Consider the following 22823-nt stretch of genomic DNA (forward strand, 5'->3'; position numbering starts at 1 on the left):
GTAAAAGTTTAAACATAGGGTTAACGAAGCCACGATTCTGGCGGCTTTGCGGCGGAATTGCGGGCTCTCCACATTAACGCGTTATCCACAATGATCGGAATAGGCTGAGCCGGTCATATTTCGACACGCGAACATGAATCTCAGGAATCCAGAAATGGCACTGCCCGATGCCAACGCCATGGCGTTTTCAATGCCCGGCGGCGAAAGCTGCGGCCAGGCGCGGTTGCGCCCAGTCGATCTGGTTCATCTTGCCCGGCAAACGATGGGCGACCGGGCGCTGGAACAGGAGGTGCTGGCCTTGTTCGTCCAGCAGGCGACGCTGGTCCGCGACCAGATAATCGCCGCCAGCACGACCGAGCGGCTTCGTCTAGCCCACGGCCTTATCGGCTCGGCGCGCGGGGTCGGCGCGTTCGCCATTGCCGATTGCGCCGTCGAGATCGAACGGAGCCCGGACGACCGGCAGGCGCTAAAGCGTCTGGCCGGTCTGATCGACGAGATGCGCGATTTCGTTGCCGCCATCGGCCGCTGACGCCGCATAACCCACGGCTTCATAAAGGATTGCGCCACGACGTGGCGCGTTTGCGCCGCAGTTGACTTGGCCGGTGGAGTGATTATCTCGGCTGATGATATCTCCCAGGACCTGTGATGACCAAGCTTTCCTTCGTCACCTTTGACGGCACCCGTTTCGATGTCGATGCCGAAAACGGCTCCACCGTCATGGAAAACGCGATCCGCAACGCTGTTCCCGGCATAGAGGCTGAATGCGGCGGCGCTTGCGCCTGCGCGACCTGCCATGTCTATGTCGACGAGGAATGGACCGGCGTCGTTGGCGAACCGGAGGCCATGGAAGAAGACATGCTCGATTTCGCCTACGAGGTTCAGCCCAATTCGCGGCTTTCGTGCCAGATCAAGGTGCGTGACGAACTGGATGGCCTTGTGGTCCGCGTTCCGGAACGGCAAGGCTAGGCGGCCGGCGCCGTCCGGCGGACCGACATCGAATTCATCGAGGACAGGCGCATGACCACCACAAGCCAGACCGACGTGCTGATCATCGGGGCAGGGCCGGTCGGGCTGTTTGCCGTGTTTGAACTCGGCCTCTTCGACATGAAGTGCCATCTGGTCGATATTCTCGACCGCCCCGGCGGTCAGTGCGCCGAGCTCTACCCCGAAAAGCCGATTTACGACATTCCGGCATGGCCGAAGATTTCGGCGCAGGGTCTCGTCGACCAGCTGATGGAGCAGATCGCGCCGTTCAAGCCTACCTTCAGCTTCAACCGCATGATTTCCAGCCTGGAGAGGCTGGAAGATGGCGGCTTTCGCGCTGCCACCGACGAGAACGAGGTGATCGAAGCGAAGGTCGTGGTGATCGCGGCGGGTGGCGGCTCGTTTCAGCCCAAGCGCCCGCCAATTCCGGGCATCGAGGCTTTTGAGGGCACGAGCGTCTTTTATTCCGTGCGGCGCATGGAGGAATTTCGCGGCCACGATCTCGTCATTGTCGGCGGCGGCGACTCCGCGCTCGACTGGACCCTCAACCTGCAGCCGGTGGCAAAGAGCGTGACGCTGGTTCACCGCCGCCCGGAATTCCGCGCCGCGCCCGACAGCGTCAACAAGATGTACGCATTGCAGGAGATGAAGCAGCTCGAATTCCAGGTCGGCCAGGTCACGGGCCTGACCGGATCGGACGGCCAACTCACTTCGGCAACCGTCAAAGGACCGGATGGCGACGTGGATGTCGCCTGCACGCGGATGCTGCCGTTCTTCGGCCTGACCATGAAGCTCGGGCCGATCGCCGACTGGGGTCTCAATCTCCACGAGAACCTGATCCCCGTCGACACCGAAAAATTCGAGACCTCGGTGCCGGGCATTTTCGCCATCGGCGACATCAACTGGTATCCCGGCAAGCTGAAGCTCATCCTGTCCGGCTTCCACGAGGCGGCGCTGATGGCGCAAGCCGCCAAACGCATCGTCAGCCCCGGCGAACGCATCGTGTTCCAATACACGACCTCGTCGACCAGCCTGCAGAAGAAGCTCGGCGTGGCGTGATAGAGGCAACTGCCCAAACTAGGGCGGGTTGAGATTCAGGTCAGGCCGGCATCACCTGAGTATCGACACATCCTACCCAGGCAGGCGGCCGTCCCCGATCCGTTCGAGGCGGTATCTCAACAGCTTGAGGATGCGGTTCTCGAAGTTCATGCCTTCGACGCGGTCGAACTCGACCTGCGCTCTGTCGTGCTTCTCCAGCAATTTCGTCGTTATCGCCTTGGCCTTCGCCGCCAGCACCTGGCAGTTCTTCTCTCTGTAAAGGCCTTTCAGCGCCTCTTCCATCTCGCGGGCATGGTTCTTGGCGATGATGACATGGCTTTCTTCGTGCCGCTTGATATCCGACGAAAGCGTGTCCCAGATCAGCCGCACATCCTGCTCGGCGTTTTTGCTGCGCCGCCATCTGGGCAGGATCATCCTGGCTTTGACCGTCACGTTCGCCTTTATGATCTGGCAGGAGCCGTTCTTGTCTTCGGCATAGCCGAGGCGCGTCGTGAACTCCATCCGGGTGGCGCCGGGATGACGTTTGCCCGAATTCTTCAGCTGCGGCCCGCGCTTCGACAATTGCGATTCGATCTCGTCCAGCGTGCTGCCGCCGATCGAGAAATAGCTGTAGCTTTTAGACAGGCTGGCGCCTTGCGCCGGGGACATCGCGCAAAACAGGAGCGATATGGTGAGAAGCGTTTTCTTGTTCATGTTGCCTCACGCCCCACCTTGCTTTACGGGCGTGCGCTACGCAACGAAAAATCGACGGTCCAGAACCGGCCGCCGGCAATTTCCCGTATTTGTGAATGTCGAGGTGACGGTTGTCTGGCCACAAAAGAGAGCGCGTCTATCTTAGCCTGGGCGGAAACCTCGGCGATCCAGCCAGGTCCATGGGCGCGGCGCTGCGGATCCTCGATGCCGACCTGCTGACTGAAGTCAGGACAGTGTCGTCGCTCTACCGCACGCCGCCATGGGGCAAGACCGACCAACCCGATTTCCTCAACGCCGCGGCCGAGATCGAAACCGGCCTGTCGCCGCGCGAGCTTCTGGAACTTTGCCTGGAGGCGGAGCGCAAATTGAAACGTGTGCGCCAAGAGCGCTGGGGGCCGCGTCTCGTCGACATTGACATTCTGGCATTCGGCGACCGGCGTATCCATGAAGCCGGTCTCGACATACCCCATCCGCGCATGCTCGAACGCGCCTTCGTGCTCGTGCCGCTGGCCGAGATCGCCCCCGACTACACGGTCGGCGGGATCACCCTGGCCGAGCATGTCGGCAATATCGATCGCGCCGGCATCGAAAAGCTGCCTTCGGGTAGCGACTGGTGGAAGGACTAGCCGGAAAACCCGCCGCCATCGAGAAAAGCCTGCTCCTCGGGCGTGGTTTGCCGTCCCAGCATCGGGTTGCGATGAGGGAAACGGCCGAAACGCTCGATGATGGCGAGGTGATCCAGCGCATATTCCAGATATTTTTCGGCTCGCGCCGTATGCAGCTCGACCGAATACTGCTGGTCTTCCAGATGCTCCGAATGCTCCAATGGCAGATAGAAGAAGACACGCATCTCGGGATCGAACTTCATGTCAAACCCGGCGTCGATCGCCTTCCTCGCAAAGTACCGGGCCAGCGGGTCAGTGGCATACATGTGCCCGGTTCCGCGGAAACAGTTGCGCGGCAACTGGTCGAGCAGGATCATGAGCGCCAGCGCGCCTTCTGCTGTGTCGGCCCAGTGATCGCATTGCCGGCGCGCCGCGGCCATATGCCGGTCCAGGAAGCGGCCGCGAAACTCGGCGTCGAACGCTTCGTCCTTGAAGAACCAGCGGTCGGGACCCGCTTCGCGCCAGAACGCCACGATCTCGGTCGGGCCTGCTTCACTATCCTTCATGGTTACCTCACTCCGCCGTCGCCGGCTTGCCGAGCACGATCGCGGCCTCTTCGTTGAGCGCCTGGCCCGGCCGCTTGGGCGGGGTCAGTGGTGTAGGCACCGGCATATTGCCTTTCATCAGGCCGCGGCCAGCCTTTATGCCACCTGCGATCTGCAGTTCCAGCCGCTCGGCGTCGCGGCGGCGCACATCCGCGATCACCTCGGCGGCTTCTTCCTCTTCCGCGCCGAGGTGCCTGAGCGTGCTTTCGCCGAACAACAGCGCAGATTCGAAAGTCTCACGCATCTGGTAGTCGACGCCGGCGCGGATCAGCGCGATAGCGTTGCCGCGGTCATAGGCGCGCGCCAGCACAGGCACCAGCGGAAACTCAGCCTTCATCTGCTCGGCGATCCTGACCGAGACCTCCGCCTTGTCGACGCAGATCAGCACCGCGCGCACCTTGCCGGCGCCGGCCGCGCGCAGAATGTCGAGCCTCGTGCCGTCGCCGTAATAGACCTTGAAGCCGAAATCGGCGGCGGCCTGGATCATCTCCACGTCATTGTCGATGATCGAAACGTCGATGCCACGCAAAAGCAGCGGCTGGCTGGCGATCTGGCCGAAGCGGCCGAAACCGATGACCAGCACGCTCCCCGTCAGCCCGTCGGCAATGTCGACGCCCTCCAGCGTCTGCTCGTCCGGCGGTGTGATCCGGCGCAGCACTATGATGGCCAGCGGCGTCAGCACCATCGAGACGATGATGATGGCGGTCAGCATGGCGTTGGCTTGGCCGTCGATTATGCCGACTGCCAGCGCCGATGAGTAGAGCACAAAGGCGAACTCGCCGCCCTGAGCCATCACCACCGCGCGTTCGAGCGCCTCGCGATGGCCCGATTTCAGGAACCGCGCCACGAGATAGATGCCGAACCCTTTCACGACCATATAGGCCACGACATAGGCGGCGACCGTCTGCCAGTTGGCCCACACCACTGTCAGGTCGAGCGACATGCCGACGGCAAGAAAGAACAGCCCGAGGAGTACTCCGCGAAACGGCTCGACATCGGCCTCGAGCTGATGGCGGAAGGTCGATTCGGAAAGCAGCACCCCGGCCAGGAAAGCGCCCATGGCCATCGACAGGCCGCCGAGTTCCATCGCCAGCGCCGAACCGAGCACGACCAGCAAGGCGGCGGCCGTCATGACCTCGCGGGCGCGCGATTCGGCCAGTATGCGAAACAGCGGGTTGAGCAGATAGCGCCCTGCCAGCACCAGCCCGGCGATAGACGCCAGCCCTATGACGACATCGATCATGCGCTCGGCCCAGCCCGTATCGGCCCCACCCGGAGCCAGGAATGCCACCAGCGCCAGCAGCGGAACGATGGCCAGATCCTCGAGCAGCAGGATCGAAACCATCCGCTGGCCTTTGGGCGTGGCGATATCGCCTCCCTCTTCTAGCAATTGCATGACGATCGCCGTCGACGTCAGCACGAAGCCCGCGGCCGCGACGAACGAGACCGCGACCGGAAAGCCGGTGGCTAGCCCAATGCATGTCAGCAGCAGCGCGCAAACACCCACCTGGAGCATGCCGAGCCCGAAGATCTCGCGACGCAGGCCCCAAAGGCGCGAAGGCTCCATCTCGAGGCCGATGATGAACAGGAACATCACAACGCCCAGTTCCGCGACATGCAATATCGCTTCGGGATCAGAGAAAAGGCCGAGTCCGAAGGGTCCGATGACCAGCCCGGCCGCCAGATAACCCAGGATAGAGCCCAGGCCGAGACGCTTGAAGAGCGGGACGGCGACAACGCCCGCCGCAAGCAATGCCACAACGTGGACGAGATCGCTGCCTGCCGCTTCTGCCGCCATATATGATTCCTGTCGTTTAGCTGTCTTGCGCGCCCGTGCCGGCGCGAAGAGCGAAATGCCCGTCGACACGATATGCGTTCGCTGCGCGATCGAACAGCCTTCGGGCAGAGTTTGTGACCTTATGTCCGGCGCAGGACTCGCATCGGTTGCTCGCAGGACTATGTCTGTCGCTTGCTTCCTGAAGAGACGGGAGAAGAGAATGGAACTCGTCACCCATAAGAAATTCAAAAGCGGTCGGTTGATGCCGTGGGGAAAAGGCACGGTCATTACTGGAGCAAAGGGATTTGTCTACCTTTGCGGAAACACGGCAACCGCTGACGATTATGATCCGGCCAGCACAAAGGGAGGCGGCTTCGTTGGCGATGCGGCGGCGCAGTGGCGCGCGATTCTCACAAACATCAAGTCGGATTTGGAGGAACTAGGCAGTTCGCTCGATTATCTCATCAGGCTGACCTTCTTTGTTAAGGGGCCATTTCCCGATGACGGCGTTCTGAGCTCTCCCAATTTTCGCCTGGACGTGGCGGACGAATTTTTTGCCGAGCATTGCCCCAAGCACTGCAGCTACAACAACCCGCCGCCGTCGGAGGTGATCGGTGTTGCAGCGCTTGCACAACCCGACATCGTCATTGAAATTGTCGCGGTCGCGGCGCTGCCGGACTAGACTAGCCGAGATTCACCTTATTCGGCGGCGATGGAACCCACCGCCGTCGCATCGACGCGCTTCAAAGTCATTCCGATGACCGGCACCAGTTCCTTTTCGACGCGAACCGAAACGGTTACGTTCATGGTGTTGTCCTTGGAAACGCGGGCCTGCATCACGCCCTTGAGCTGATTGCGGTTGATCGCTAGCACGACCTTGCCGCCGTCGACGACATTGCCAGAAACGATGTCGAGACCCTTGCCCTCGGCGCCGTCTAGGAACGTGCCCTTGTAGCCCTTGGCGCCCTTGTGCTCGATGGTGGCTGACATCTTCTGGGAGAAGACGCCGACCCTGCACGAGCCATCGAGCGTCATGCCGAGTTTCGTGGCGGGCGTGGAGCCGTTGAAGGTGCAGTTGAATTTGGTACCCTTGTACTTGCCGGCGACGATCTCCCCCGGTCCGCTCCAGTCGCCTTCGACGCTTTGGAAGAATTTGCGGTCGCGCTCGGCAGCTTGGGCGGAAGTGGCGAGGCCGGCTGTCGCCGCGGAGGCGGCAATAATGGGCAGGATGGTGGACAGGACTACGCGTTTCATCAAGGGACACCCTGCGACGACAGAACTGGAAAATCGGTAGCTCCGACCATGAACAAGATTGGTTAATGCTTCGTCACTTGGAGGGCTTTCTACCCCGGCATTTCAGCCCTCCGGCGTTGGATTGCCAACCTGCTTTTTAGACGCGAATGAGGTCAATGCCGAGAGGAAATCGCTGATGCCGGGCCGCTTCACGGCTGTGAAGGGCAGGGGCCTCGCGGCTTCCATGGCGGCGATGCCTATGCGAGCCGTCATCATGCCGTTGACCACGCCTTCGCCGAGCTTTGCCGAAAGCCGGGCCGCCAGCCCCTGGCCGACGATCTGGTGGACGAAGTCGTCGCCGGCGGCGATCGCTCCCGTCACAGCGAGATGCGCCAGCACGCTGCGCGCCAGCCGGAAGAAGCCGAGCGTTCCCGGCCTGCCGCCGTAGAGCTCCGACAGGCGACGGATCAGACGGCCTGATTCGAACACGACATAGGCGATGTCGACCAGCGCGCGCGGGCTGACCGCGGTGACCAGCGAAACACGCTTGGCTGCGTCGAGAATCATGATCTTCGCACGCGCATCGAGCGGAGCCAGTATCTCCGTTTCGGCGAGGCGGACGAGATTCGCGCCGTCGATGATCTCGCCACGCAATTCGGCAAGCGCCCTGCGTCCGGCCGCCGTGTCAGGCTTCCCGGCGACCAGCGCCGACAATTCGTCGACTACCGCGCGGGCATCCTTGGCATCATCCCGAATGATGGCGTCCAACGCGCGAGCGCGCAGCTTTTCCACCGACGCAAGCCGCGACAGCGCCAGCATCTCGCGGATCAGGATGATGAGCAGCGTGACTGCCGCAATTACCGCCATGCCGGCCGCCAGCCAGCCCAGCCATTCGGCGCGCTGGAAAAGCTCGCGGATCAGTTGATCCGTCCACAGGCCGACGGCAAGCGAGACCAGGATGCCGAAGGCCCCCAGGAAGATCGCAGCCAGCCGGGAACGCCGCTTCGGCGGCGAGGCGGGCGGCGGCACACGTTCGGTGATATCGGGCTCGGCAAAGACATCGATCTCGGCCGGCGTTACGACGGCCGCCTCCGGCCTGATCGCACGCGGCTTGCGCGGCGCGTCGGCTACTGGCCGCTCGTCTCTTTGATCGGGCTCCGGTTCGATCCGAAACGCAGCCGGTTTGCGGGGCGGCGTCATGCCAGATGATCTCCAATCAAAAACTGCAGCGCCCGGTCCAGTCTTATATGCGGCAGCGACAGGGTCACACCCTCGGCCGTCTTTTCGAGTTTTGGCGGACGGAAGCGCACGATGCGCAGCGCTTCCTCCTGCGGCTTGCCCTCGCTTTGTTCAAAAACAGTGTCAATTTTCGCCGGCAAGTCGCCGGGAAATATGGCCGTTTCGGTTTCACCGTCGAAAGTCTCGCCGCCGATCCTCTCGCCCTTCAGCGGCGTGCCGATGATGACCGGCAGCGTCTCGCGCCCCTGCTTGACGCTGCCCTCCCGGGTGGCGCGGATTGCGGCCATGGCAAGCACCTCGACCGTCGCGCCCGAGAAATTCGCGCGTTTCACCGCCCGGTCCGCCAGCCGCCGGACGATGGCCTGCAGCCGGTCATGGCTCTCGTGATGTAGATGGTCGGCCTTGGTCGCCGCCACCAGGATACGATCGATGCGCCGCGAGAACAGATCGGTCAGGAAGCTGCCGCGGCCTGGCCGAAAGCAGGCCAGGATCTCCGTCAGCGCCCGTTCCAGATCGGCCATCGCACCCGGCCCGGCATTCAGCGCCTGCATGGCGTCGATCAGCACGATCTGCCGGTCGAGCCGCGTTATGTGCTCGCGAAAGAACGGTTTTACGACATGCGTCTTGTAAGCCTCGTAGCGCCGCTCCATCATCGCGTGCAGCGAACCACCTCGGGCGCGCTTGTCGCTAAGACCGGGCAGGGGCGCGAAGGTCAGCGCCGGCGAGCCGTCGAGGTCGCCCGGCATCAGGAAGCGCCCGGGTGGCAGGGTCGACAGCGCCCGCTCGTCGAGCTTGCAGGCCTTGAGATAGGCGGCGAAGCTCTCGGCGAGGCTGCGGGCCGTCATCTCGTCGGCGTCGGCCGCGGGATCGACGGTCGCGGACAGTTGGCGCCAGGCTTCGGAAAGCTCGGCGCGCACCGGCAGTTCCATCAGTTCGAACGCCTCGCGCGAAAACTCGGCATAGTTTTTGCCGAGTAGCGGCAGGTCGAGCAGCCATTCGCCGGGATAGTCGACGATGTCGACCGACACCCGTCCGCGCGAGAACATCCGGCCCCAGCCGGACGCCGATTCGTATTCGATCGTCAGCCGCAGTTCGGAGATGGCGCGCGTCGATTCCGGCCAGACCCGCGCCTTCACCAGCGCGTCGACGTGATCCTCGTATTGAAAGCGCGGCACGGCGTCGTCAGGCTGCTCTTCCAGGAAGGCGCGGGCGATGCGGCCGGACTTCTGCGCCTCGAACAGCGGTAGCCGGCCGCCATGAACGAGATTGTGGACGAAGGCCGAGATGAAAACGGTCTTGCCGGCGCGGGAGAGACCCGTCACCCCGACCCGGAGCGACGGCGAAAAAAGCCCACCCGCCCGCCCGGAAAGCGTGTCGAGTGCTATCCGCGCCTCGTCGGTGAAACTGGTCAGAGACGCCAAGCGAATTCCCCGGACTGCCGATCACCGCCATATAGGCGACGGGGCGGACTTTTGAAATGGCGACCTGAGGTCTTCAAAGATCCGCAGGCGTCAGAAAACTTTCCAGATAGCCCCGGCCGGGCGCGGCGTCGGCGAGGCTGCCCTCGAATCGGATGACCGCAAGCCCCGATGTCGGAAAGCCGAAATTCAGTGTCGCGCGTGCGTTGTCATCCCCGCTTCCGGAGACGGCAATGGCCAGGTCCTCCATCATCGGATTGTGCCCGATGACCAGTAGCGAACCCGCGGCGCCATTGCCCCGGATGATTGAGAGATAGCCTGCGGCATCCTCGGAATAGAGCGCGCCGGAGAAGAGGACACGGCCGGTGTCGGTGTGCCCGGCGATCCCCTCCAACGTCTCGCGGGCGCGCCTGGCGTTGGAACACAGGGTAATATCAGGAACGTAGCCGCAGGCGCGCATGGCGACGCCTACGGCTTCCGAGTCGGCTATGCCGGATGCGTCGAGCGGTCGGTCGAAGTCGCGCATGCCGGGCGCAGCCCAGCCGGCCTTGGCATGTCTCAGGAGAAAAAGCCTGCTTGCCAAGACGTCTCCTTTTCCGCGGCTGGCCGCCGATTAGCGAATGCCATGCCGGTTTAGCGGCGCCTGCCTTTTCGCGCAACACGCCGAAAGGCCAAGCCGGCCGCCGTATGGAAGGGCGCGAAACCGGACTTTAGCCACCACTGACAATTGCGTGACCTTCTTTACGAATGATCTTGTGCCGCTTGGGACCGGCGAATATATAGGCCCGAAAAAAGGGTAATGGGATGAGTCGAATGAACGCTCTCGCTGATACCGATTATGTTCCCTCGGAAGATGAGCCGTTCATGAATGAACGGCAGAAATCCTATTTTCGCGCCAAGCTCGTCACCTGGAAGAGCGATATTTTGCGCGAAGCGCGCGAAACGCTTGAAATCCTGCAGCAGGAAAACGCCAATCATCCGGACTTAGCCGACCGTGCCTCGTCCGAGACCGATCGCGCCATCGAACTCCGCGCCCGAGACCGCCAGCGCAAACTGATCGCCAAGATCGATTCGGCGCTGCAGCGGATCGACGAAGGTACTTATGGCTTCTGTGAGGAGACCGGGGAGCCGATCGCGCTCAAGCGGCTCGATGCCCGTCCGATCGCCACGCTCTCGATCGAAGCGCAGGAGCGCCACGAACGGCGCGAAAAAGTCTATCGCGACGACTGAATCAGTGAATAGTTAGCGAACAGAGGAAATTCGTGTGATGGCCGGTTCTCCGGCCATTTTCATTTCGCTACTGGCTATTCGCTATTCCTATCTCTTGTGGCTCGAAAGCTCGCCCAAGAGCTTGGTCATCTCGTCGTCAAGCGACGGAACCGGCGGCCTGGTGGCGCTCCGGGCGGGTTTGTCGTCGAGGGAAACTTCCAGTTCCTTGAGGAGCGCGTCGTCCAGATCCTCCTGCTCCCTTGCGGGCTGCAACGAAGGTGGCTGCTGCTGTCGAGGCGCGGGCACATAGCGATGATCTTGCGGCAAGGGCGCAACGGTAGCTGCCGGCGGCATTCTCGGCGGCTCCGGTTTTAAAACGGGCTGCGGCGTCGCCGCCTGTTCGCTTGTGCTGCGGCCGGCCGGCTGTGCTGCCGGGCGCTCCGGTGCGCGCGGTGGCAGCGGAGTTGCGGGCCGGGCGGGTGGGTGTTCGACAGGGCGCGGTCTCGGCAATTGCTGCGGCTGCGCGACCGCTTCGCGGCTGCTGTCGCCGGTCAGCGCAGGGCGGCGCTGTTGCGTAAGCCTGATATCGCGCTCCACCACAACGTCCGTCGGGCCGCCAATCAGGAGCAGATGTTCTATGTCGTCGCGGCGCACCAGCACCAGCCGCCTGTGGCTATCCACCGCGGTCGCATCCATCACCGCCAGTCGGGTCTTGCGGTTGCGGCCTCCGGCGACAAACGTCCCGAAGGTGAGGCTGCGGACGAGCTTGATTATGACCAGCACGATCACGAGCAGAAGCAGCGCCGCAAATGTCCAGAGGATCGCCTGGGTGTATCCGGGGCCTGCCAGCCCATCCAGCCATTGCTGCATCGTTTTCCCCGTGTCGTTTTCTACCGCCGCCCCGGCGACACTAGACCGTTGCAGCCGCCATTCGCAAGGTTCGTTTCACGGTTCGTGACGCACTGAAATACGTCATCGCGCCCCAGAGCCGACACGGCCGGCCTTTTTTGGCCAGATCCCTCGATCTTGTCCCGAACTTCCTCCGGCCGAACGCTTCAATCTGGACCAGAAAGGCTCTAGACCTATGCGCGTCGGGGATAATGTGATTCAAGCGATCTGGGGCGTTCGCGCCCGGCCGCATGGCAGAAGACTTACCGGGAAAGCAGGCAGGGGGCCTATGGCCAAGGACACGCGCGGCGATTTTTATCCGGTGCCTATTGTCGATCAGAATACGCGCCCCAGCGCGATAGCGCGGCTTATCGTCTTCATCGTCGTCCTGACGGGCGCTGCGATTGTTTTCGGCCTTTTCCGCGAGAGTCTCGGCGATCCGTTCCTGCTCGGCATGCTTGGCGTGCTCGCGATGATCGGCGTCGGCTATCTCTTCGCGACCGCGATCGGCTTCATCCAGATCGCGCCGCGCTCGACCACGGACGAACTGTCGAAGGCGTTTGTCGATTCGATGTCGCAGGGTCTGCTGGTCACCGACACCAAGGGTAGGGTGATCTACGCCAATCGCGCCTATGCCGACATGACCGGGGCCACCGCCGCGGCCGACTTGAAGACGGTCGAGAGCCTGCTTTCGGATGTTCAGGAGGCTTCGCCGACGATCTACCGGCTGGCGTCCGGCCTCCGCGACGGCCAGGCCGGCGACGGTGAGTTCCGTCTTCCCCAGGCAATCAGGCCGGGTTCGGAGCCCGGCGCGCGCTGGTACAGGGCGCGTGCGCGAACCTTCAAGGTCCCGGGCCAGCGCGTGCCGCTGTTTGCCTGGCAGCTCGCCGACATTTCGAAGGAGCGCGCAGAGCAGGAGCGGTTCTTCCTCGACCTGCAGCAGGCGATCGACCATCTCGACCATGCGCCCGCCGGCTTCTTCTCCGCCGACCAGGACGGCCGCGTCACCTATATAAACGCCACGCTGGCCGAGTGGCTGGGCATCGATCTCGCCAGCTTCACGCCGGGCGCAACCACTCTGCAGGAAATCGTTGCGGGCGACGGCATGGCGCTCATCCGCTCGGTCAAGGCCGATCCCGGTACGACCCGCAACGCCGTCATCGATCTCGATCTTGCGACCGCCGCCGGCGAAGTCCTGCCGGTGCGTTTCATGCACCGCGTTTCTGCGAGCCGCGAGGGACTGAACGGGCCAACCCGCACGATCGTGCTCAACCGCACCCAGGGCGAGGATTCTTCCGCCGATCTCAGGGCTTCCGAGGTTCGGTTCACGCGTTTCTTCAATTCCACGCCGATGGCGATCGCCGGCGTCGATTCGTCCGGCCGCATCGTGCGCACCAATGCACCCTTCCTGTCGCTGTTCTCCAGCGTCGTCGATCGTGACGCGGTCGATCGCCGCGTGCGCCTCGACACGGTGATCCACGAGCGCGACCGCGCCGCCTTTGCGGCGGCGCTGGAAAAGGCCCGGCAGCGCCAGGCCGATATCGCGCCTATCGACACCGTGCTGCCTAACAATGAGGAGCGCCATATCCGCTTCTACGTCAATGCGGTGGCTGACGGCACAGGCGGCGAGGGCGCCGAGGAGGCCGCGATTGTTTATGCCGTGGAGACCACCGAGCAGAAGGCCATGGAAGGCCAGATGGCCCAAAGCCAGAAGATGCAGGCGGTCGGCCAGCTTGCCGGCGGCATCGCGCACGACTTCAACAATGTGCTGACCGCCATCATCATGGCGTCGGATCTGCTTCTGACCAATCACCGTCCGTCGGACCCGTCCTTCCCCGACATCATGAACATCAAGCAGAATGCCAACCGCGCCGCCTCGCTGGTCAGGCAGCTTCTGGCGTTCTCGCGCAAGCAGACGCTGCGGCCGGAAGTCCTCAACCTTACCGACGTGCTCGCCGATCTCCGGATGCTTCTGGCGCGGCTTGTCGGCAACACCATCAAGCTCAAGGTCGATCACGGCCGCGATCTCTGGCCCGTCAAGGTCGATATCGGCCAGTTCGAGCAGGTCGTGGTCAATCTCGCGGTCAATGCTCGCGACGCCATGCCCGACGGCGGCGAACTGACGGTGCGGACAATGAACGTCGCCGCCGCCGAGTGCCAGAAGTTCGGTTACCGCGAGCTCACCGCGGCCGATTACGTGCTGGTCGAGGTGGAGGACACCGGCAGCGGCATCGCGCCCGACGTGCTCAAGAAGATTTTCGAGCCGTTCTTCACCACCAAGGAGGTGGGCAAGGGTACCGGACTGGGCCTTTCGATGGTCTATGGCATCATCAAGCAGACCGGCGGTTTCATCTTCTGCGATTCGGAAGTCGGCAAGGGCTCGGTGTTCCGCATCTTCCTGCCGCGCCATGTGCCGGGCGCCAAACCTGTCGTCGAGGACGAAGCCATACCCGTGGCCGAAGGCGACGCGAAGGCCGGCGAAGTCGCTGCCGCCGCGGCCAAGCTTTCGGATGCGGCGCGCGACCTGTCTGGTTCGGCCACCGTACTTCTGGTCGAGGACGAGGACGCGGTGCGCATGGGCGGCATGCGCGCGCTTACCTCTCGCGGCTATACCGTCCACGAGGCGTCGTCCGGCGTCGAGGCTCTGGAGGTCTATCATTCGCTGGGCGGTCAGGTAGACATCGTCGTGTCGGACGTGGTCATGCCGGAAATGGACGGGCCAACGCTGCTCGGCGAATTGCGCAAGATCAGGCCCGACATAAAGTTCATCTTCGTTTCCGGCTATGCGGAGGATGCGTTCGCAAAAAACCTGCCGGCCGACGCCAAATTCGGCTTTCTGCCGAAGCCGTTCTCGCTGAAGCAGTTGGCGACGGTGGTGAAGGAAGTGCTGGAGAGATGAAGGCGACTTGTCCGCCAGGTGATGTGACGTTTCTCCATGTGCTTGAGGCCAAGCAGAAGCGTCGCGCCGAATCTCTTCTCCGTCTGGCAGAGACTTGACGGTGTGTGCCTGTGCGCGCGGGTAACAGCTGCTCATTCCGCCCGCCAATAACTGCGCCTTTCAGGCGACCACATCCTCAGTTTCATCACCTGCCTTGCAAAATCGTACTCACCTTTCGTCATTGCGGGTTCAAAAATGCAATCGCGCCTGTTACTCTCGAAATGTAAACATACGAGAGACGCTGTGGTTCTGGAGCGCCGTCGGCGTCGCCGTAGCTACCATGATCATCGGCTTCACAGCAGGAGGCTGGACTACGGGTGGAAATGCCGCCCTCATGGCTGAACGTGCAGCACGCGACGCCCGTGCCGAATTGGTCGCGGCGGCCTGTGTCCAAAAATTCGCCGCCGATGCAGATGCGGCGGCAAAGTTTGCCGCGTTGAAGGAAGCCTCATCCTGGGAGCGCGATGACTTCATCGAGGAAGGCGGATGGGCCTTGCTTACGGGCATGGAAAAGACTGTCCCTGGTGCACTCGACGCTTGCGCTGATCAGTTGCTCGCGATGGACAGCCTTCCGGTACGCGAGGTGCAGGTGAGTCCGGCCGCTACGGACAGCTGAACTGTCTGTCGCGCCATCCAGTCTGAGGTGATTGCCTACGCGCTTTCGCATTCTGGCGAGGGCCCGCGAGCAGGCCGGCTCGATGCCGGGCCTGCCGACTGAGGACTAGGCGTCCCAGAAGCCGCCGTCGCCGATGTCGTCACCGACAGCTCCGAACTCCGGCTCCTCGATGATATTGTCGCTGTCGTCGCGGCATAGACGCCGTCATAGAACCGCGGCAGTGTCCATGAGTTCCGGATCCCGTGGACGACCCACACGACTGGCCTCCATTGCGTTCCAGTGCACTACCGACGTCAACTCCAACGCCCGCCTGCCCACCAGTCAGCCGACGGCGGAACATTCTCACACGGCTACGGTTTCAGAGTTGCGGGGCGCAAAAGGGGATGCACCGGAGCACGCGACGGACCGAACCACTCACCAATGAAGGACAGGCCGTCCGGTGAGAAGCCGATGGCCCTAGGACGCCCAAGAGGGACATGTTGCAGTGGATTGCGGACAACCGCGAACTGATCACCGCGCTCACCGGGTTTGGTACGCTGCTTGTGTGGGTGATCTACCTGCAGATATTCATCAGCAACTATCGAAGGCAGGTCCGTGCAACCTTGCTTATTGCTCGAGGGCCGGGAGAGGGATTGGAGGCGCGCTGCTTTCTCAGCAACATGAGTTCGGGCTACTTGCAAAGTGTGCTCGTGAAGATTGAGACGGCAGCCAAGACGCTTATTTGTCCGGTTACCGACATGCTCGATCTGGAAGGAGAGGTTCCCGCCGATTCCCGGCTGCGGACGCGGCAGGGGCCGTTGGCAAGCGGCGAGACCAGGGATATCGGATCATTGGGAACCTGATCCACCACGCCCTGCTGACTGCGTCGAAAGACTCAGACCGCGGGATTGGGCGAACCACGGTTCGCTCCATCATGATCGAGGTTTTGGGCATTTACGGCTCAGAGGATATTCCGATTGGCGCGCGCAGGCGCTTTGTCGTGTTTGATGGCGACGGTCGGCAGCGCATCCAGGGGCAAGAACTCGAAACAACACAAATCAGAAGAAGCGGGAACGGAGGCGGCTGATAGCTGATTTGGAACGTGACCGACAACGAGAAAATCCTTTGACCTTCGATTGCAGGAAGTTGGCGCAATCACGGCCAACTCGTTTCAGGGTTCATTTCGAGATACGAAACCGCCGCCGCCAAACGGCCGCTGAAGCTTGCGCTAGCATGGACGTTGATCCACGCTGCGTCCCGCGCTCAAACATGACAGTCGTTTTGCGGCCATCATTTGGCAGTTGCCGAGGGCTTCCGATCCTTCATCTGCCCTGGCGCGTCGCTTCCGCTATCCTGGAAATATAGCCACAGGAGCACCGCGGCAACAGCGAGGAATACGACATTCAGGAACAGCGTGTGGTCAACGGCAAAACGCACCATCTCCTCAATCGCGGGCCGCTGGACCGGTAACTGCCCGATGAGAGCAAATGCATAATGAACCGTAATCCCGGCCGCCACCATGCATACGTACAGCAGTGCCGAGATGTAGAGGGCATATCTCCAGCCATAATATTTGGCGTGGATATAGATAACGGTCGCGGCCAGGAGGTCCGCTCCGAGAAAAGCCATTACTCCTCCAAACGATGCTCCTTTTGCCCAAAGCATCGCCGCGAGCGGAACGTTCCCCATGGAGCCGATGAAAGTGAAAAACGCCACGACAGGCGCGACAAGCGCATTCTCGAGCACTTGCAGGAACCCTGGCCTGGCTATCTGCCCCTGCTCGCCGGAGATAAGGAACAGCGCGTCCCAAAATGACTGAGGGACGAGGACCGCTATGAAGCCCGCCACAGAGAAGCCGAACAGGATCTCTTTCCATACCATCTTCCACTCCATGAAGAAGGCATGCGCGATATGGACCCAGCCCTCGCGAGAGGTGAGCTTGTCCCGCCAAGATCCTTCTGTGCCCTGGCCGGCGTCCAGACCTTCCTCCCGTTGGGCTTCTTCTGCATGTGCCTTCGCGTGTTCGGCAAGCCGGTACGGGAACCACAAGCTGGTCAGGCCATAAGCGTAGAGGACCATGAGAAGGCCGAGCAAGATGTTCCCTACGGTGAACCGCCAGCCGACAAGCACCCACAGGACGATGCCAAGCTCGATGACGAGATTTGTCGACGCGATGAGAAACGCAAGCGCGTTTGCCGGGTGTGCGCCTTTGACGAAGACGGAGCGGGAGGCAGCAAGAGCCGCAAACGAACAGGATGAGGAGATAAAGCCGAAGAAGCTTGCCAGGCCCGCCTGCTCAGCGCCCCGTTCGCCCAGCAGTTCGGCCATCTGCTCCCGAGTGACGAGAACCTGAATCCCGGCTGAAATGAGATAGCCGAATATCAACGCCCAGAGCGCTTTCCATAGCATACCTCCGGCCGTGTAGAATGCTTCTAAAATCTGTTCCATCGGGAACTATCTCTGCAACCGTTCCGTGAGCGGAACCGGGAGCCTTTTCAATTGTTCCAACTGGCCGACCATCTCCCGGCGGGGATGGTTCTGCGTCATTGACAAACGTTGGATGGGAGCGACCCCCCGGGCGGTTTTGACCTGTTGGAGAGGCAAACAGAGTTGTCGCGCCAGTGCATCAACACAGAACCTTTTTGCTATCTGGGACTTTCGTTTGATCGAAGGGGTGTTGGTTCGCTTCCATCGGAATGACCGATACGACCGACACGGTGGATAAGTACTGGGACCGGAGGGCGCAAAGCTTCGTCGGACGTTGTTCGTCCCAAGCGACGAAAGGAAAGAAAATGATGTGGCGGGCTTCTGACCTGAAGGGATGCGCAATCCGAGCGGCCGACGGATCAATCGGCAGCATAGTCGACCTACTGTTTCAGGAGCAGGACTGGACCATCCGATGGGCGGTGGTGGACACCGGCACCTGGATTCCGGGGCGACAGGTTCTTCTGCCGCCCTCCGTTCTAGGACCGCTCGACAGAATTCATCGCGAAATTCCGGTGAACCTTACGCGTGAACAGGTCAAAGGCAGTCCGGGTGTCGAGACCGACGAGCCCGTGTCCCGACGGATGGAGGCGGACGTCTACTCCTACTATGGCTGGGATCCGTATTGGGGCGGTGGTGTAGGCTACGCGCCGGTTTCCCAGCCAGTTGGCGCTGCGGGCGTAGTGCCACCCCCCGCGGGCCCCAGATATCCCCGTCCAGTGGCGCCTGACGCTGAGGGCCAAGAGCAGCAAGGTGATCCGAACCTGCGCAGCATTGATGAGGTCACGGGGTACTACATCAAGGCCACCGACGGCGACATCGGACACGTCGAGGATTTCGTGGTGGACGAGGAAAACTGGCGCGTTCGCTATTTGGTGGTCGACACCAAGAACTGGTGGCCCGGAAAGAAGGTGCTGGTGTCGCCGGACTGGGTCCAGGATATTTCGTGGAGCGAACAGAACGCGTTCGTCGCTCTGACGCGTGAGAAGGTCAAAAATAGCCCCGAATACCACCCGGAGAGCGCTGTTGACCGCGATTACGAACAACAACTGTACGGACACTATGGCTACCCCATCTATTGGGGAGCCGGCACGGTGTAATGCTTGATCGTACTAACGACATAATGCGATATTCGCTCCAGGCTTCCGCCCAAATCGGTTTGCTAGCATTGTCCCTGGCGCTCACGCCGCATCTGGCATGCGCCGCCGAGACAGGTGATCTGGAGGCCTTACGCGCCGAAGCGTTGTCTCTCGTCAACGAAGCACGCGACGAGAGCGGCTTGGAACCGCTGGAACTGCAGAAGATCCTAAATGAGGCCGCGCAGGCCCATGCGGAGGACATGCTCCAGAGAAATTACTACGCGCATGTCTCGCCAGAGGGGGAAACAGTAAAGGACCGATATCGCGACAGCGGAGGCAGCCGCTGGAAACTGGTCGCTGAGAATATTGCAATGTGCAGCGGCTGCTCGTCGCCACCGTCCCTCGAGCGGGTGCGCAGCTTTCATGAGGGCTGGATGGGCAGCCTTGCCCATCGCGAAAACATCCTGACCGAGGGCTTGGACGGTTTCGGCTTCGGCATCGCTGGCGAAGACAGAAATGTCTATGCCGTGCAGACATTTGCAGGGCCTGGTATGCCGATCGACCTGAAGCCGGGAGAGGAGACGGTGGCGCTGCAGGCCGACGAGTTGGCTCAACGGTTGGCGCGGATCCTTAATCGCGAGCGGGAGCGGGAGGGCCTTGCGCCAGTGAAGGCGAGCGAGGCCCTTAGCCAACTGGCGAACAAACTGTTGCCGGAGAGATCCGACGAGAAGTTGATCGCGGATCCAGGCAATCTGTTTGGCCTGCTGCCACAAAGCCAAGCAGGAGATTGGACGACGCTCAACGTGCTGGCTGCGGGATGCGGTGGCTGCGGAACGGCGCCGACCGCGGCAGACCTCCGCTACTTCGCCGATCAGTGGCTTGACAACCCGAACAATCGCCAGACGCTGCTAGCCGATGCGGCCAGTCATATCGGGCTGGCAATGCACGCAAATGGAGAAGGGCGCAAAATTGCCATAGCAGTTGTTGGGCGGCAACGTTGAACAACATCAGCATAGGTGGTGGGGGCTCACGCCAGGGGGCAGTTCAATTTTTCAAGCCGGCGGGAGCGGCCAGGCTCTTGCGCGGGCAAGACGGGGAGACCGCAGGCTTCGTCAGGTAATTTCCGGCTCAATGCTTTTGCCCGGCGGCACCTCGAAGGAGCGCCAGCCGAGGGAACGACCCAGGCGATCCCGCGTTCGAGCACCTGGAGGACGGATTGTCGATCAAATGGTTCCTTTTCAGGCGGATCACGCGCGCTTTGTGGTTCCTCCCGGCGCTGTTCTCGTTCTTTGCGGTCGTGGTGCTCGGTATGTCCTCCCTTTCTTCGGTCTTCTTTCCGGGGCCGATCGGTCCCGAGAACCTGCCGATAACGATTTCCCAGGACGCCATAAAAACGATCCTGAACGTCCTTGCTGCAAGCATGCTGACCGTCGCCGTCTTCGCGCTGTCCACTCTGGTGAACCTGTTGGCGAACGCAGCACAGACTGGATCGCCGCGCGCCGTTTCCCTCATCGTGGAGGACAGGCGAGCGCAGACCTCGATTTCGATCTTCATCGGCGCCTTTCTGTTCAGCATCGTCGGGATCATAGGTCTTTTCGGCGAGATTTATAGCACGAGCGGCCGCTTGATCCTGTTCGGAGCCACAGTTCTGGTGGTGCTGGCGATCGTCTTTGCGTTGATCCGGTGGATTGGGCAGATTTCCGTCGTGGGGCGCGTCGGCGAGACAACCGACCGCGTCGAGAAGGCGACCAGGCATGCTCTTGACCGCCTCGGACCAACCTCGCTTTGGGGCTGCTGCAGGGCAAGCGAGCCTGTGGGCGAGTTTACCGTTCGCGCCGCGCAGATAGGCTTCGTGCAGCACTTCGACAGACAGGGCCTCCAGAAGATTGCTGAAGAGAACGGGATTGCCATCCATGTCCTGGCCCGGCCGGGGACATATGTCGACTTCGAAACTGAACTGGCGCGGGTCGACGGCGGGATCAGCGAGGATTGTGCGGTAAGGCTCCGCGACAGCTTCTTCGTGGGCGCGGAGCGGACGTTCGAGTACGACCCGGGCTTCGGCTTGACGGTCCTGGCTGAAATCGGGCGGCGCGCCTTGTCTCCTGCGGTGAATGATCCCGGCACGGCGATGGACGTGATCGCCACGCAGACTCGGGTACTCGGCGAATGGGCCCGCGCTTCGTACGGCGAGGAGACTGAAGCGGAATACGATCGCGTATCGGTGCGACCGATCGCTCCGGCTGAACTAGTGGCGGAAGCCTTCGATTCGCTCTCCCGAGACGCTTGTGGTTCTTTGGACGTCACCTTGGCGCTCTTGCGCGCGCTCGGGACATTGGCGAAGGCAGCACCCGCCGATTTCCGACAACCGGCCCAGCAACTGGCGCAAAAGATTGCAGCCAGGGCGGAAACGTCAATGGCTTTCCCTGCCGATATAGCGGCCATCAAAGCGGCGGCATCCCAGGTGAGCACCTGACTGCCGGGGGGCGAGTAGAAGCTAACAGATCCGGTGGGCGACATTGTCGTCGACAGTGTTGGGGCATTTCTTGCCGCAAGCCTTACGGCGTGGGTTCTGGGGAAGCGAACTCCCAATTCGGATTGAGGCAAGGAACCCTTTGGTCGCAACAATACAGATCGGATGGGGGGAACTTGCTGTCGTCGCCATCAGTTCTCTGGGCTGAGCCTAACATAAGGAAGGGCCGGGATGGCCGCTGACGGATTGAAAGCGCCGGATCACGCGGGCTATGGCTTGTGGATAGTCAAAAGCCTCATTTTGATCGGATTGATCGCGCTGGCGCTGCTTTTGTGGCGCATTCGGGATGTCTTCCTGCTGGCGTTTGCCTCTGTCCTTGTCGCCGTTCTCCTCACCGCGGCAGCCCGCCCGATCCGAAGATGGACAGGTATTTCCCGAGCCTGGTCGCTCGCTGTCGCCGGCGGCGCGATTCTCCTTGCCCTGGTTCTCACGGGCTGGTTGATCGGAGCGCAAGTGCAAAATCAGGTAGCGGAGCTTGTTCGCGAACTGCCGCGGGCGGTCGGAAATCTGGAGGAGCGGTTGGGCATCTCCGTCTCGTTGGACCAGGTCCTTTCGAATTCCAGCCAGACCGCCGCCGAGCCGCAGCGTACGACTGAGCGGGCAGGGAATGGCACGGGCGGCTTTTCCTTGCTCAACGACCTGACGACCCACCTGCTTTCGTGGAGCAGGACCTTGGTCGAAACAGTGACAGGTTTCGTCCTGGTTGTTGTTGCAGGAATCTACCTGGCAGTTTCCCCGGGGCCCTACCGCCGCGGGTTCGTAAAGCTGTTTCCGCCGAGCTATCACCAGAACATATCAGGCGCGCTGACCGCTTCCGGCCGCGGCCTGTTTCTGTGGCTGCAGGCCCAACTCCTGGCGATGGCGGTCGTCGGACTGCTCGCAGGCATCGGCTCCTGGGCAATAGGTCTCCCGGCGCCGCTTGCGCTCGGCCTTTTTGCCGGCCTTACCGAGTTCGTTCCGATCGTCGGCCCAATCGCCGGTGCTGTTCCCGCGCTGCTTTTGGCCGCCACGCAGGGAACAGGCGCGCTGCTTTGGACACTCGCCCTCTATGTTGGAATCCAGCAGCTCGAGTCGAACGTGATTGCGCCCCTTCTGGAGCGCCGGATGGTGAAGATCCCACCAGCCCTGTTCCTTTTCGCGGCTGTGGCGTTCGGGCTGCTGTTCGGGCTGATCGGCATCTTGCTGGCCGCTCCGTTGACGGTGGTGGCCTTCATCGTAATCAACAAGCTCTATGTCGAGGATACGCTGGACGAGATCCCAGAAACCAATGTGGATTGAGGGAGTCGCTGCCGTGCCGCGACGAGCGCCGCTTCGTCGGCGCTGCCGGCGAAGCCTGGTCCGAGGGCGCAGTAAATCTGCCAACGATCCCTGTTATGACTGGCGCATTCGAGAAATCCGCGGAGACGACCAATTCGATTGGCAGGAGAGCGACACGCCTGTCATTGCGACGGTTGACACTGTCGGATTATAGGCGCGATCGAGCTGCC

At 61.9% G+C, this 22823-nt stretch carries 23 protein-coding genes; 14 read left to right on the forward strand and 9 right to left on the reverse strand.

The genetic code is table 11. The features are described from left to right. The first annotated feature begins 160 nt into the window (after nucleotides 1–160). From ABVK50_RS11300 to ABVK50_RS11310, 3 genes are all read left to right on the forward strand, one after another. Nucleotides 161–529, forward strand: a complete 369-nt coding sequence (locus ABVK50_RS11300) for an Hpt domain-containing protein (RefSeq protein ID WP_353645959.1) — start codon at nucleotides 161–163, stop codon at nucleotides 527–529. Nucleotides 530–645: 116 nt separating this feature from the next. Continuing rightward, complete coding sequence (locus ABVK50_RS11305) at nucleotides 646–966, forward strand: 2Fe-2S iron-sulfur cluster-binding protein (protein ID WP_353641473.1); 321 nt, start codon at nucleotides 646–648, stop codon at nucleotides 964–966. Between the two features lie 51 nt (nucleotides 967–1017). Then, entirely contained in the window at nucleotides 1018–2043 is a 1026-nt protein-coding gene (locus tag ABVK50_RS11310) for an NAD(P)/FAD-dependent oxidoreductase (protein ID WP_353641472.1), read from the forward strand. Between the two features lie 72 nt (nucleotides 2044–2115). Here ABVK50_RS11310 and ABVK50_RS11315 read toward each other — a convergent pair whose 3' ends face one another. Further along, complete coding sequence (locus tag ABVK50_RS11315; RefSeq protein ID WP_353641471.1) at nucleotides 2116–2736, reverse strand: DUF922 domain-containing protein; 621 nt, start codon at nucleotides 2734–2736, stop codon at nucleotides 2116–2118. A gap of 110 nt (nucleotides 2737–2846) precedes the next feature. Between ABVK50_RS11315 and folK the strand changes: the two genes are divergently transcribed. Next, a complete protein-coding gene (folK, locus tag ABVK50_RS11320; protein WP_353641470.1) occupies nucleotides 2847–3362 on the forward strand; it encodes a 2-amino-4-hydroxy-6-hydroxymethyldihydropteridine diphosphokinase in 516 nt (171 codons plus the stop codon). Here the strand turns inward: folK and ABVK50_RS11325 are convergent. Both ABVK50_RS11325 and ABVK50_RS11330 read right to left on the reverse strand, forming a co-directional pair. Further along, nucleotides 3359–3907, reverse strand: coding sequence for a DUF924 family protein (locus tag ABVK50_RS11325; protein WP_353641469.1), 549 nt, complete (start codon nucleotides 3905–3907; stop codon nucleotides 3359–3361). The two genes, folK and ABVK50_RS11325, sit on opposite strands and share 4 nt — an antisense overlap. A gap of 7 nt (nucleotides 3908–3914) precedes the next feature. Further along, the gene (locus tag ABVK50_RS11330; protein ID WP_353641468.1) at nucleotides 3915–5744 is read right to left on the reverse strand and encodes a monovalent cation:proton antiporter-2 (CPA2) family protein; all 1830 of its coding nucleotides are present in this window, start codon (nucleotides 5742–5744) and stop codon (nucleotides 3915–3917) included. Nucleotides 5745–5943: 199 nt separating this feature from the next. Between ABVK50_RS11330 and ABVK50_RS11335 the strand changes: the two genes are divergently transcribed. Then, nucleotides 5944–6405, forward strand: coding sequence for a RidA family protein (locus tag ABVK50_RS11335; RefSeq protein ID WP_353641467.1), 462 nt, complete (start codon nucleotides 5944–5946; stop codon nucleotides 6403–6405). Nucleotides 6406–6422: 17 nt separating this feature from the next. On the opposite strand, the gene ABVK50_RS11340 is transcribed toward ABVK50_RS11335, so the two are convergent. The 4 genes from ABVK50_RS11340 to ABVK50_RS11355 all read right to left on the reverse strand — a co-directional run bounded on the left by ABVK50_RS11340 (nucleotide 6423) and on the right by ABVK50_RS11355 (nucleotide 10139). Beyond that, on the reverse strand, nucleotides 6423–6977 hold the full coding sequence (locus tag ABVK50_RS11340; RefSeq protein WP_353641466.1) for a hypothetical protein: 555 nt from the start codon (nucleotides 6975–6977) through the stop codon (nucleotides 6423–6425). A 102-nt stretch (nucleotides 6978–7079) separates the two neighbouring features. Further along, nucleotides 7080–8156, reverse strand: coding sequence for a TIGR01620 family protein (locus ABVK50_RS11345; protein ID WP_353641465.1), 1077 nt, complete (start codon nucleotides 8154–8156; stop codon nucleotides 7080–7082). Beyond that, nucleotides 8153–9616 (reverse strand): YcjX family protein, encoded by a 1464-nt coding sequence (locus ABVK50_RS11350; protein WP_353641464.1) that lies wholly within the window; start codon nucleotides 9614–9616, stop codon nucleotides 8153–8155. Before ABVK50_RS11350 ends, ABVK50_RS11345 begins: the two co-directional genes overlap by 4 nt. A gap of 73 nt (nucleotides 9617–9689) precedes the next feature. After that, nucleotides 9690–10139, reverse strand: a complete 450-nt coding sequence (locus ABVK50_RS11355; RefSeq protein WP_353645958.1) for a histidine phosphatase family protein — start codon at nucleotides 10137–10139, stop codon at nucleotides 9690–9692. A 287-nt stretch (nucleotides 10140–10426) separates the two neighbouring features. On the opposite strand from ABVK50_RS11355, the gene dksA reads away from it, so the two are divergent. Beyond that, nucleotides 10427–10843: an RNA polymerase-binding protein DksA gene (dksA, locus tag ABVK50_RS11360; protein WP_353641463.1), complete on the forward strand. Its 417-nt coding sequence runs from the start codon at nucleotides 10427–10429 to the stop codon at nucleotides 10841–10843. Nucleotides 10844–10930: 87 nt separating this feature from the next. Here the strand turns inward: dksA and ABVK50_RS11365 are convergent, their stop codons facing one another. Next, nucleotides 10931–11692 (reverse strand): hypothetical protein, encoded by a 762-nt coding sequence (locus ABVK50_RS11365; protein ID WP_353641462.1) that lies wholly within the window; start codon nucleotides 11690–11692, stop codon nucleotides 10931–10933. A gap of 307 nt (nucleotides 11693–11999) precedes the next feature. On the opposite strand from ABVK50_RS11365, the gene cckA reads away from it, so the two are divergent. From cckA to ABVK50_RS11385, 4 genes are all read left to right on the forward strand, one after another. Next, a complete protein-coding gene (gene cckA, locus ABVK50_RS11370) occupies nucleotides 12000–14609 on the forward strand; it encodes a cell cycle histidine kinase CckA (RefSeq protein WP_353641461.1) in 2610 nt (869 codons plus the stop codon). 319 nt (nucleotides 14610–14928) lie between these two features. Next, a complete protein-coding gene (locus tag ABVK50_RS11375; RefSeq protein ID WP_353641460.1) occupies nucleotides 14929–15264 on the forward strand; it encodes a hypothetical protein in 336 nt (111 codons plus the stop codon). 476 nt (nucleotides 15265–15740) lie between these two features. Beyond that, the gene (locus ABVK50_RS11380) at nucleotides 15741–16106 is read left to right on the forward strand and encodes a hypothetical protein (protein WP_353641459.1); all 366 of its coding nucleotides are present in this window, start codon (nucleotides 15741–15743) and stop codon (nucleotides 16104–16106) included. A gap of 71 nt (nucleotides 16107–16177) precedes the next feature. Then, nucleotides 16178–16330, forward strand: coding sequence for a hypothetical protein (locus ABVK50_RS11385; protein WP_353641458.1), 153 nt, complete (start codon nucleotides 16178–16180; stop codon nucleotides 16328–16330). 203 nt (nucleotides 16331–16533) lie between these two features. Here ABVK50_RS11385 and ABVK50_RS11390 read toward each other — a convergent pair whose 3' ends face one another. Beyond that, on the reverse strand, nucleotides 16534–17691 hold the full coding sequence (locus ABVK50_RS11390; RefSeq protein ID WP_353641457.1) for a permease: 1158 nt from the start codon (nucleotides 17689–17691) through the stop codon (nucleotides 16534–16536). Between the two features lie 248 nt (nucleotides 17692–17939). Here ABVK50_RS11390 and ABVK50_RS11395 point away from each other — a divergent pair, with 248 nt between their 5' ends. The 4 genes from ABVK50_RS11395 (at nucleotide 17940) to ABVK50_RS11410 (ending at nucleotide 22614) form a co-directional block, all read left to right on the forward strand. Then, entirely contained in the window at nucleotides 17940–18827 is an 888-nt protein-coding gene (locus ABVK50_RS11395) for a PRC-barrel domain-containing protein (protein ID WP_353641456.1), read from the forward strand. After that, nucleotides 18827–19807, forward strand: a complete 981-nt coding sequence (locus tag ABVK50_RS11400; RefSeq protein ID WP_353641455.1) for a CAP domain-containing protein — start codon at nucleotides 18827–18829, stop codon at nucleotides 19805–19807. The genes ABVK50_RS11395 and ABVK50_RS11400 overlap by 1 nt, the downstream gene beginning before the upstream one ends. Before the next feature lie 215 nt (nucleotides 19808–20022). Beyond that, nucleotides 20023–21279, forward strand: coding sequence for a DUF2254 domain-containing protein (locus ABVK50_RS11405; protein ID WP_353641454.1), 1257 nt, complete (start codon nucleotides 20023–20025; stop codon nucleotides 21277–21279). Between the two features lie 228 nt (nucleotides 21280–21507). Next, a complete protein-coding gene (locus tag ABVK50_RS11410) occupies nucleotides 21508–22614 on the forward strand; it encodes an AI-2E family transporter (RefSeq protein ID WP_353641453.1) in 1107 nt (368 codons plus the stop codon). The last annotated feature ends 209 nt before the right edge of the window (nucleotides 22615–22823 follow it).

The organism is Mesorhizobium sp. WSM2240 (assembly GCF_040438645.1).
GTDB lineage: Bacteria > Pseudomonadota > Alphaproteobacteria > Rhizobiales > Rhizobiaceae > Allomesorhizobium.

Excerpts from the sequence above, each read along its gene's own strand:
- ABVK50_RS11335 (WP_353641467.1), top strand. The coding sequence starts at position 5,944 with ATGGAACTCGTCACCCATAAGAAATTCAAAAGCGGTCGGTTGATGCCG.
- ABVK50_RS11385 (WP_353641458.1), top strand. The coding sequence starts at position 16,178 with ATGATCGAGGTTTTGGGCATTTACGGCTCAGAGGATATTCCGATTGGC.
- ABVK50_RS11340 (WP_353641466.1), bottom strand. The coding sequence starts at position 6,977 with ATGAAACGCGTAGTCCTGTCCACCATCCTGCCCATTATTGCCGCCTCC.
- dksA (WP_353641463.1), top strand. The coding sequence starts at position 10,427 with ATGAACGCTCTCGCTGATACCGATTATGTTCCCTCGGAAGATGAGCCG.
- ABVK50_RS11310 (WP_353641472.1), top strand. The coding sequence starts at position 1,018 with ATGACCACCACAAGCCAGACCGACGTGCTGATCATCGGGGCAGGGCCG.
- ABVK50_RS11330 (WP_353641468.1), bottom strand. The coding sequence starts at position 5,744 with ATGGCGGCAGAAGCGGCAGGCAGCGATCTCGTCCACGTTGTGGCATTG.
- ABVK50_RS11325 (WP_353641469.1), bottom strand. The coding sequence starts at position 3,907 with ATGAAGGATAGTGAAGCAGGCCCGACCGAGATCGTGGCGTTCTGGCGC.
- ABVK50_RS11395 (WP_353641456.1), top strand. The coding sequence starts at position 17,940 with ATGACCGATACGACCGACACGGTGGATAAGTACTGGGACCGGAGGGCG.
- ABVK50_RS11305 (WP_353641473.1), top strand. The coding sequence starts at position 646 with ATGACCAAGCTTTCCTTCGTCACCTTTGACGGCACCCGTTTCGATGTC.
- ABVK50_RS11365 (WP_353641462.1), bottom strand. The coding sequence starts at position 11,692 with ATGCAGCAATGGCTGGATGGGCTGGCAGGCCCCGGATACACCCAGGCG.
- ABVK50_RS11410 (WP_353641453.1), top strand. The coding sequence starts at position 21,508 with ATGGCCGCTGACGGATTGAAAGCGCCGGATCACGCGGGCTATGGCTTG.
- ABVK50_RS11315 (WP_353641471.1), bottom strand. The coding sequence starts at position 2,736 with ATGAACAAGAAAACGCTTCTCACCATATCGCTCCTGTTTTGCGCGATG.
- ABVK50_RS11400 (WP_353641455.1), top strand. The coding sequence starts at position 18,827 with ATGCTTGATCGTACTAACGACATAATGCGATATTCGCTCCAGGCTTCC.
- ABVK50_RS11390 (WP_353641457.1), bottom strand. The coding sequence starts at position 17,691 with ATGGAACAGATTTTAGAAGCATTCTACACGGCCGGAGGTATGCTATGG.
- ABVK50_RS11355 (WP_353645958.1), bottom strand. The coding sequence starts at position 10,139 with ATGCGCGACTTCGACCGACCGCTCGACGCATCCGGCATAGCCGACTCG.
- ABVK50_RS11345 (WP_353641465.1), bottom strand. The coding sequence starts at position 8,156 with ATGACGCCGCCCCGCAAACCGGCTGCGTTTCGGATCGAACCGGAGCCC.
- ABVK50_RS11380 (WP_353641459.1), top strand. The coding sequence starts at position 15,741 with ATGTTGCAGTGGATTGCGGACAACCGCGAACTGATCACCGCGCTCACC.
- cckA (WP_353641461.1), top strand. The coding sequence starts at position 12,000 with ATGGCCAAGGACACGCGCGGCGATTTTTATCCGGTGCCTATTGTCGAT.
- ABVK50_RS11375 (WP_353641460.1), top strand. The coding sequence starts at position 14,929 with ATGATCATCGGCTTCACAGCAGGAGGCTGGACTACGGGTGGAAATGCC.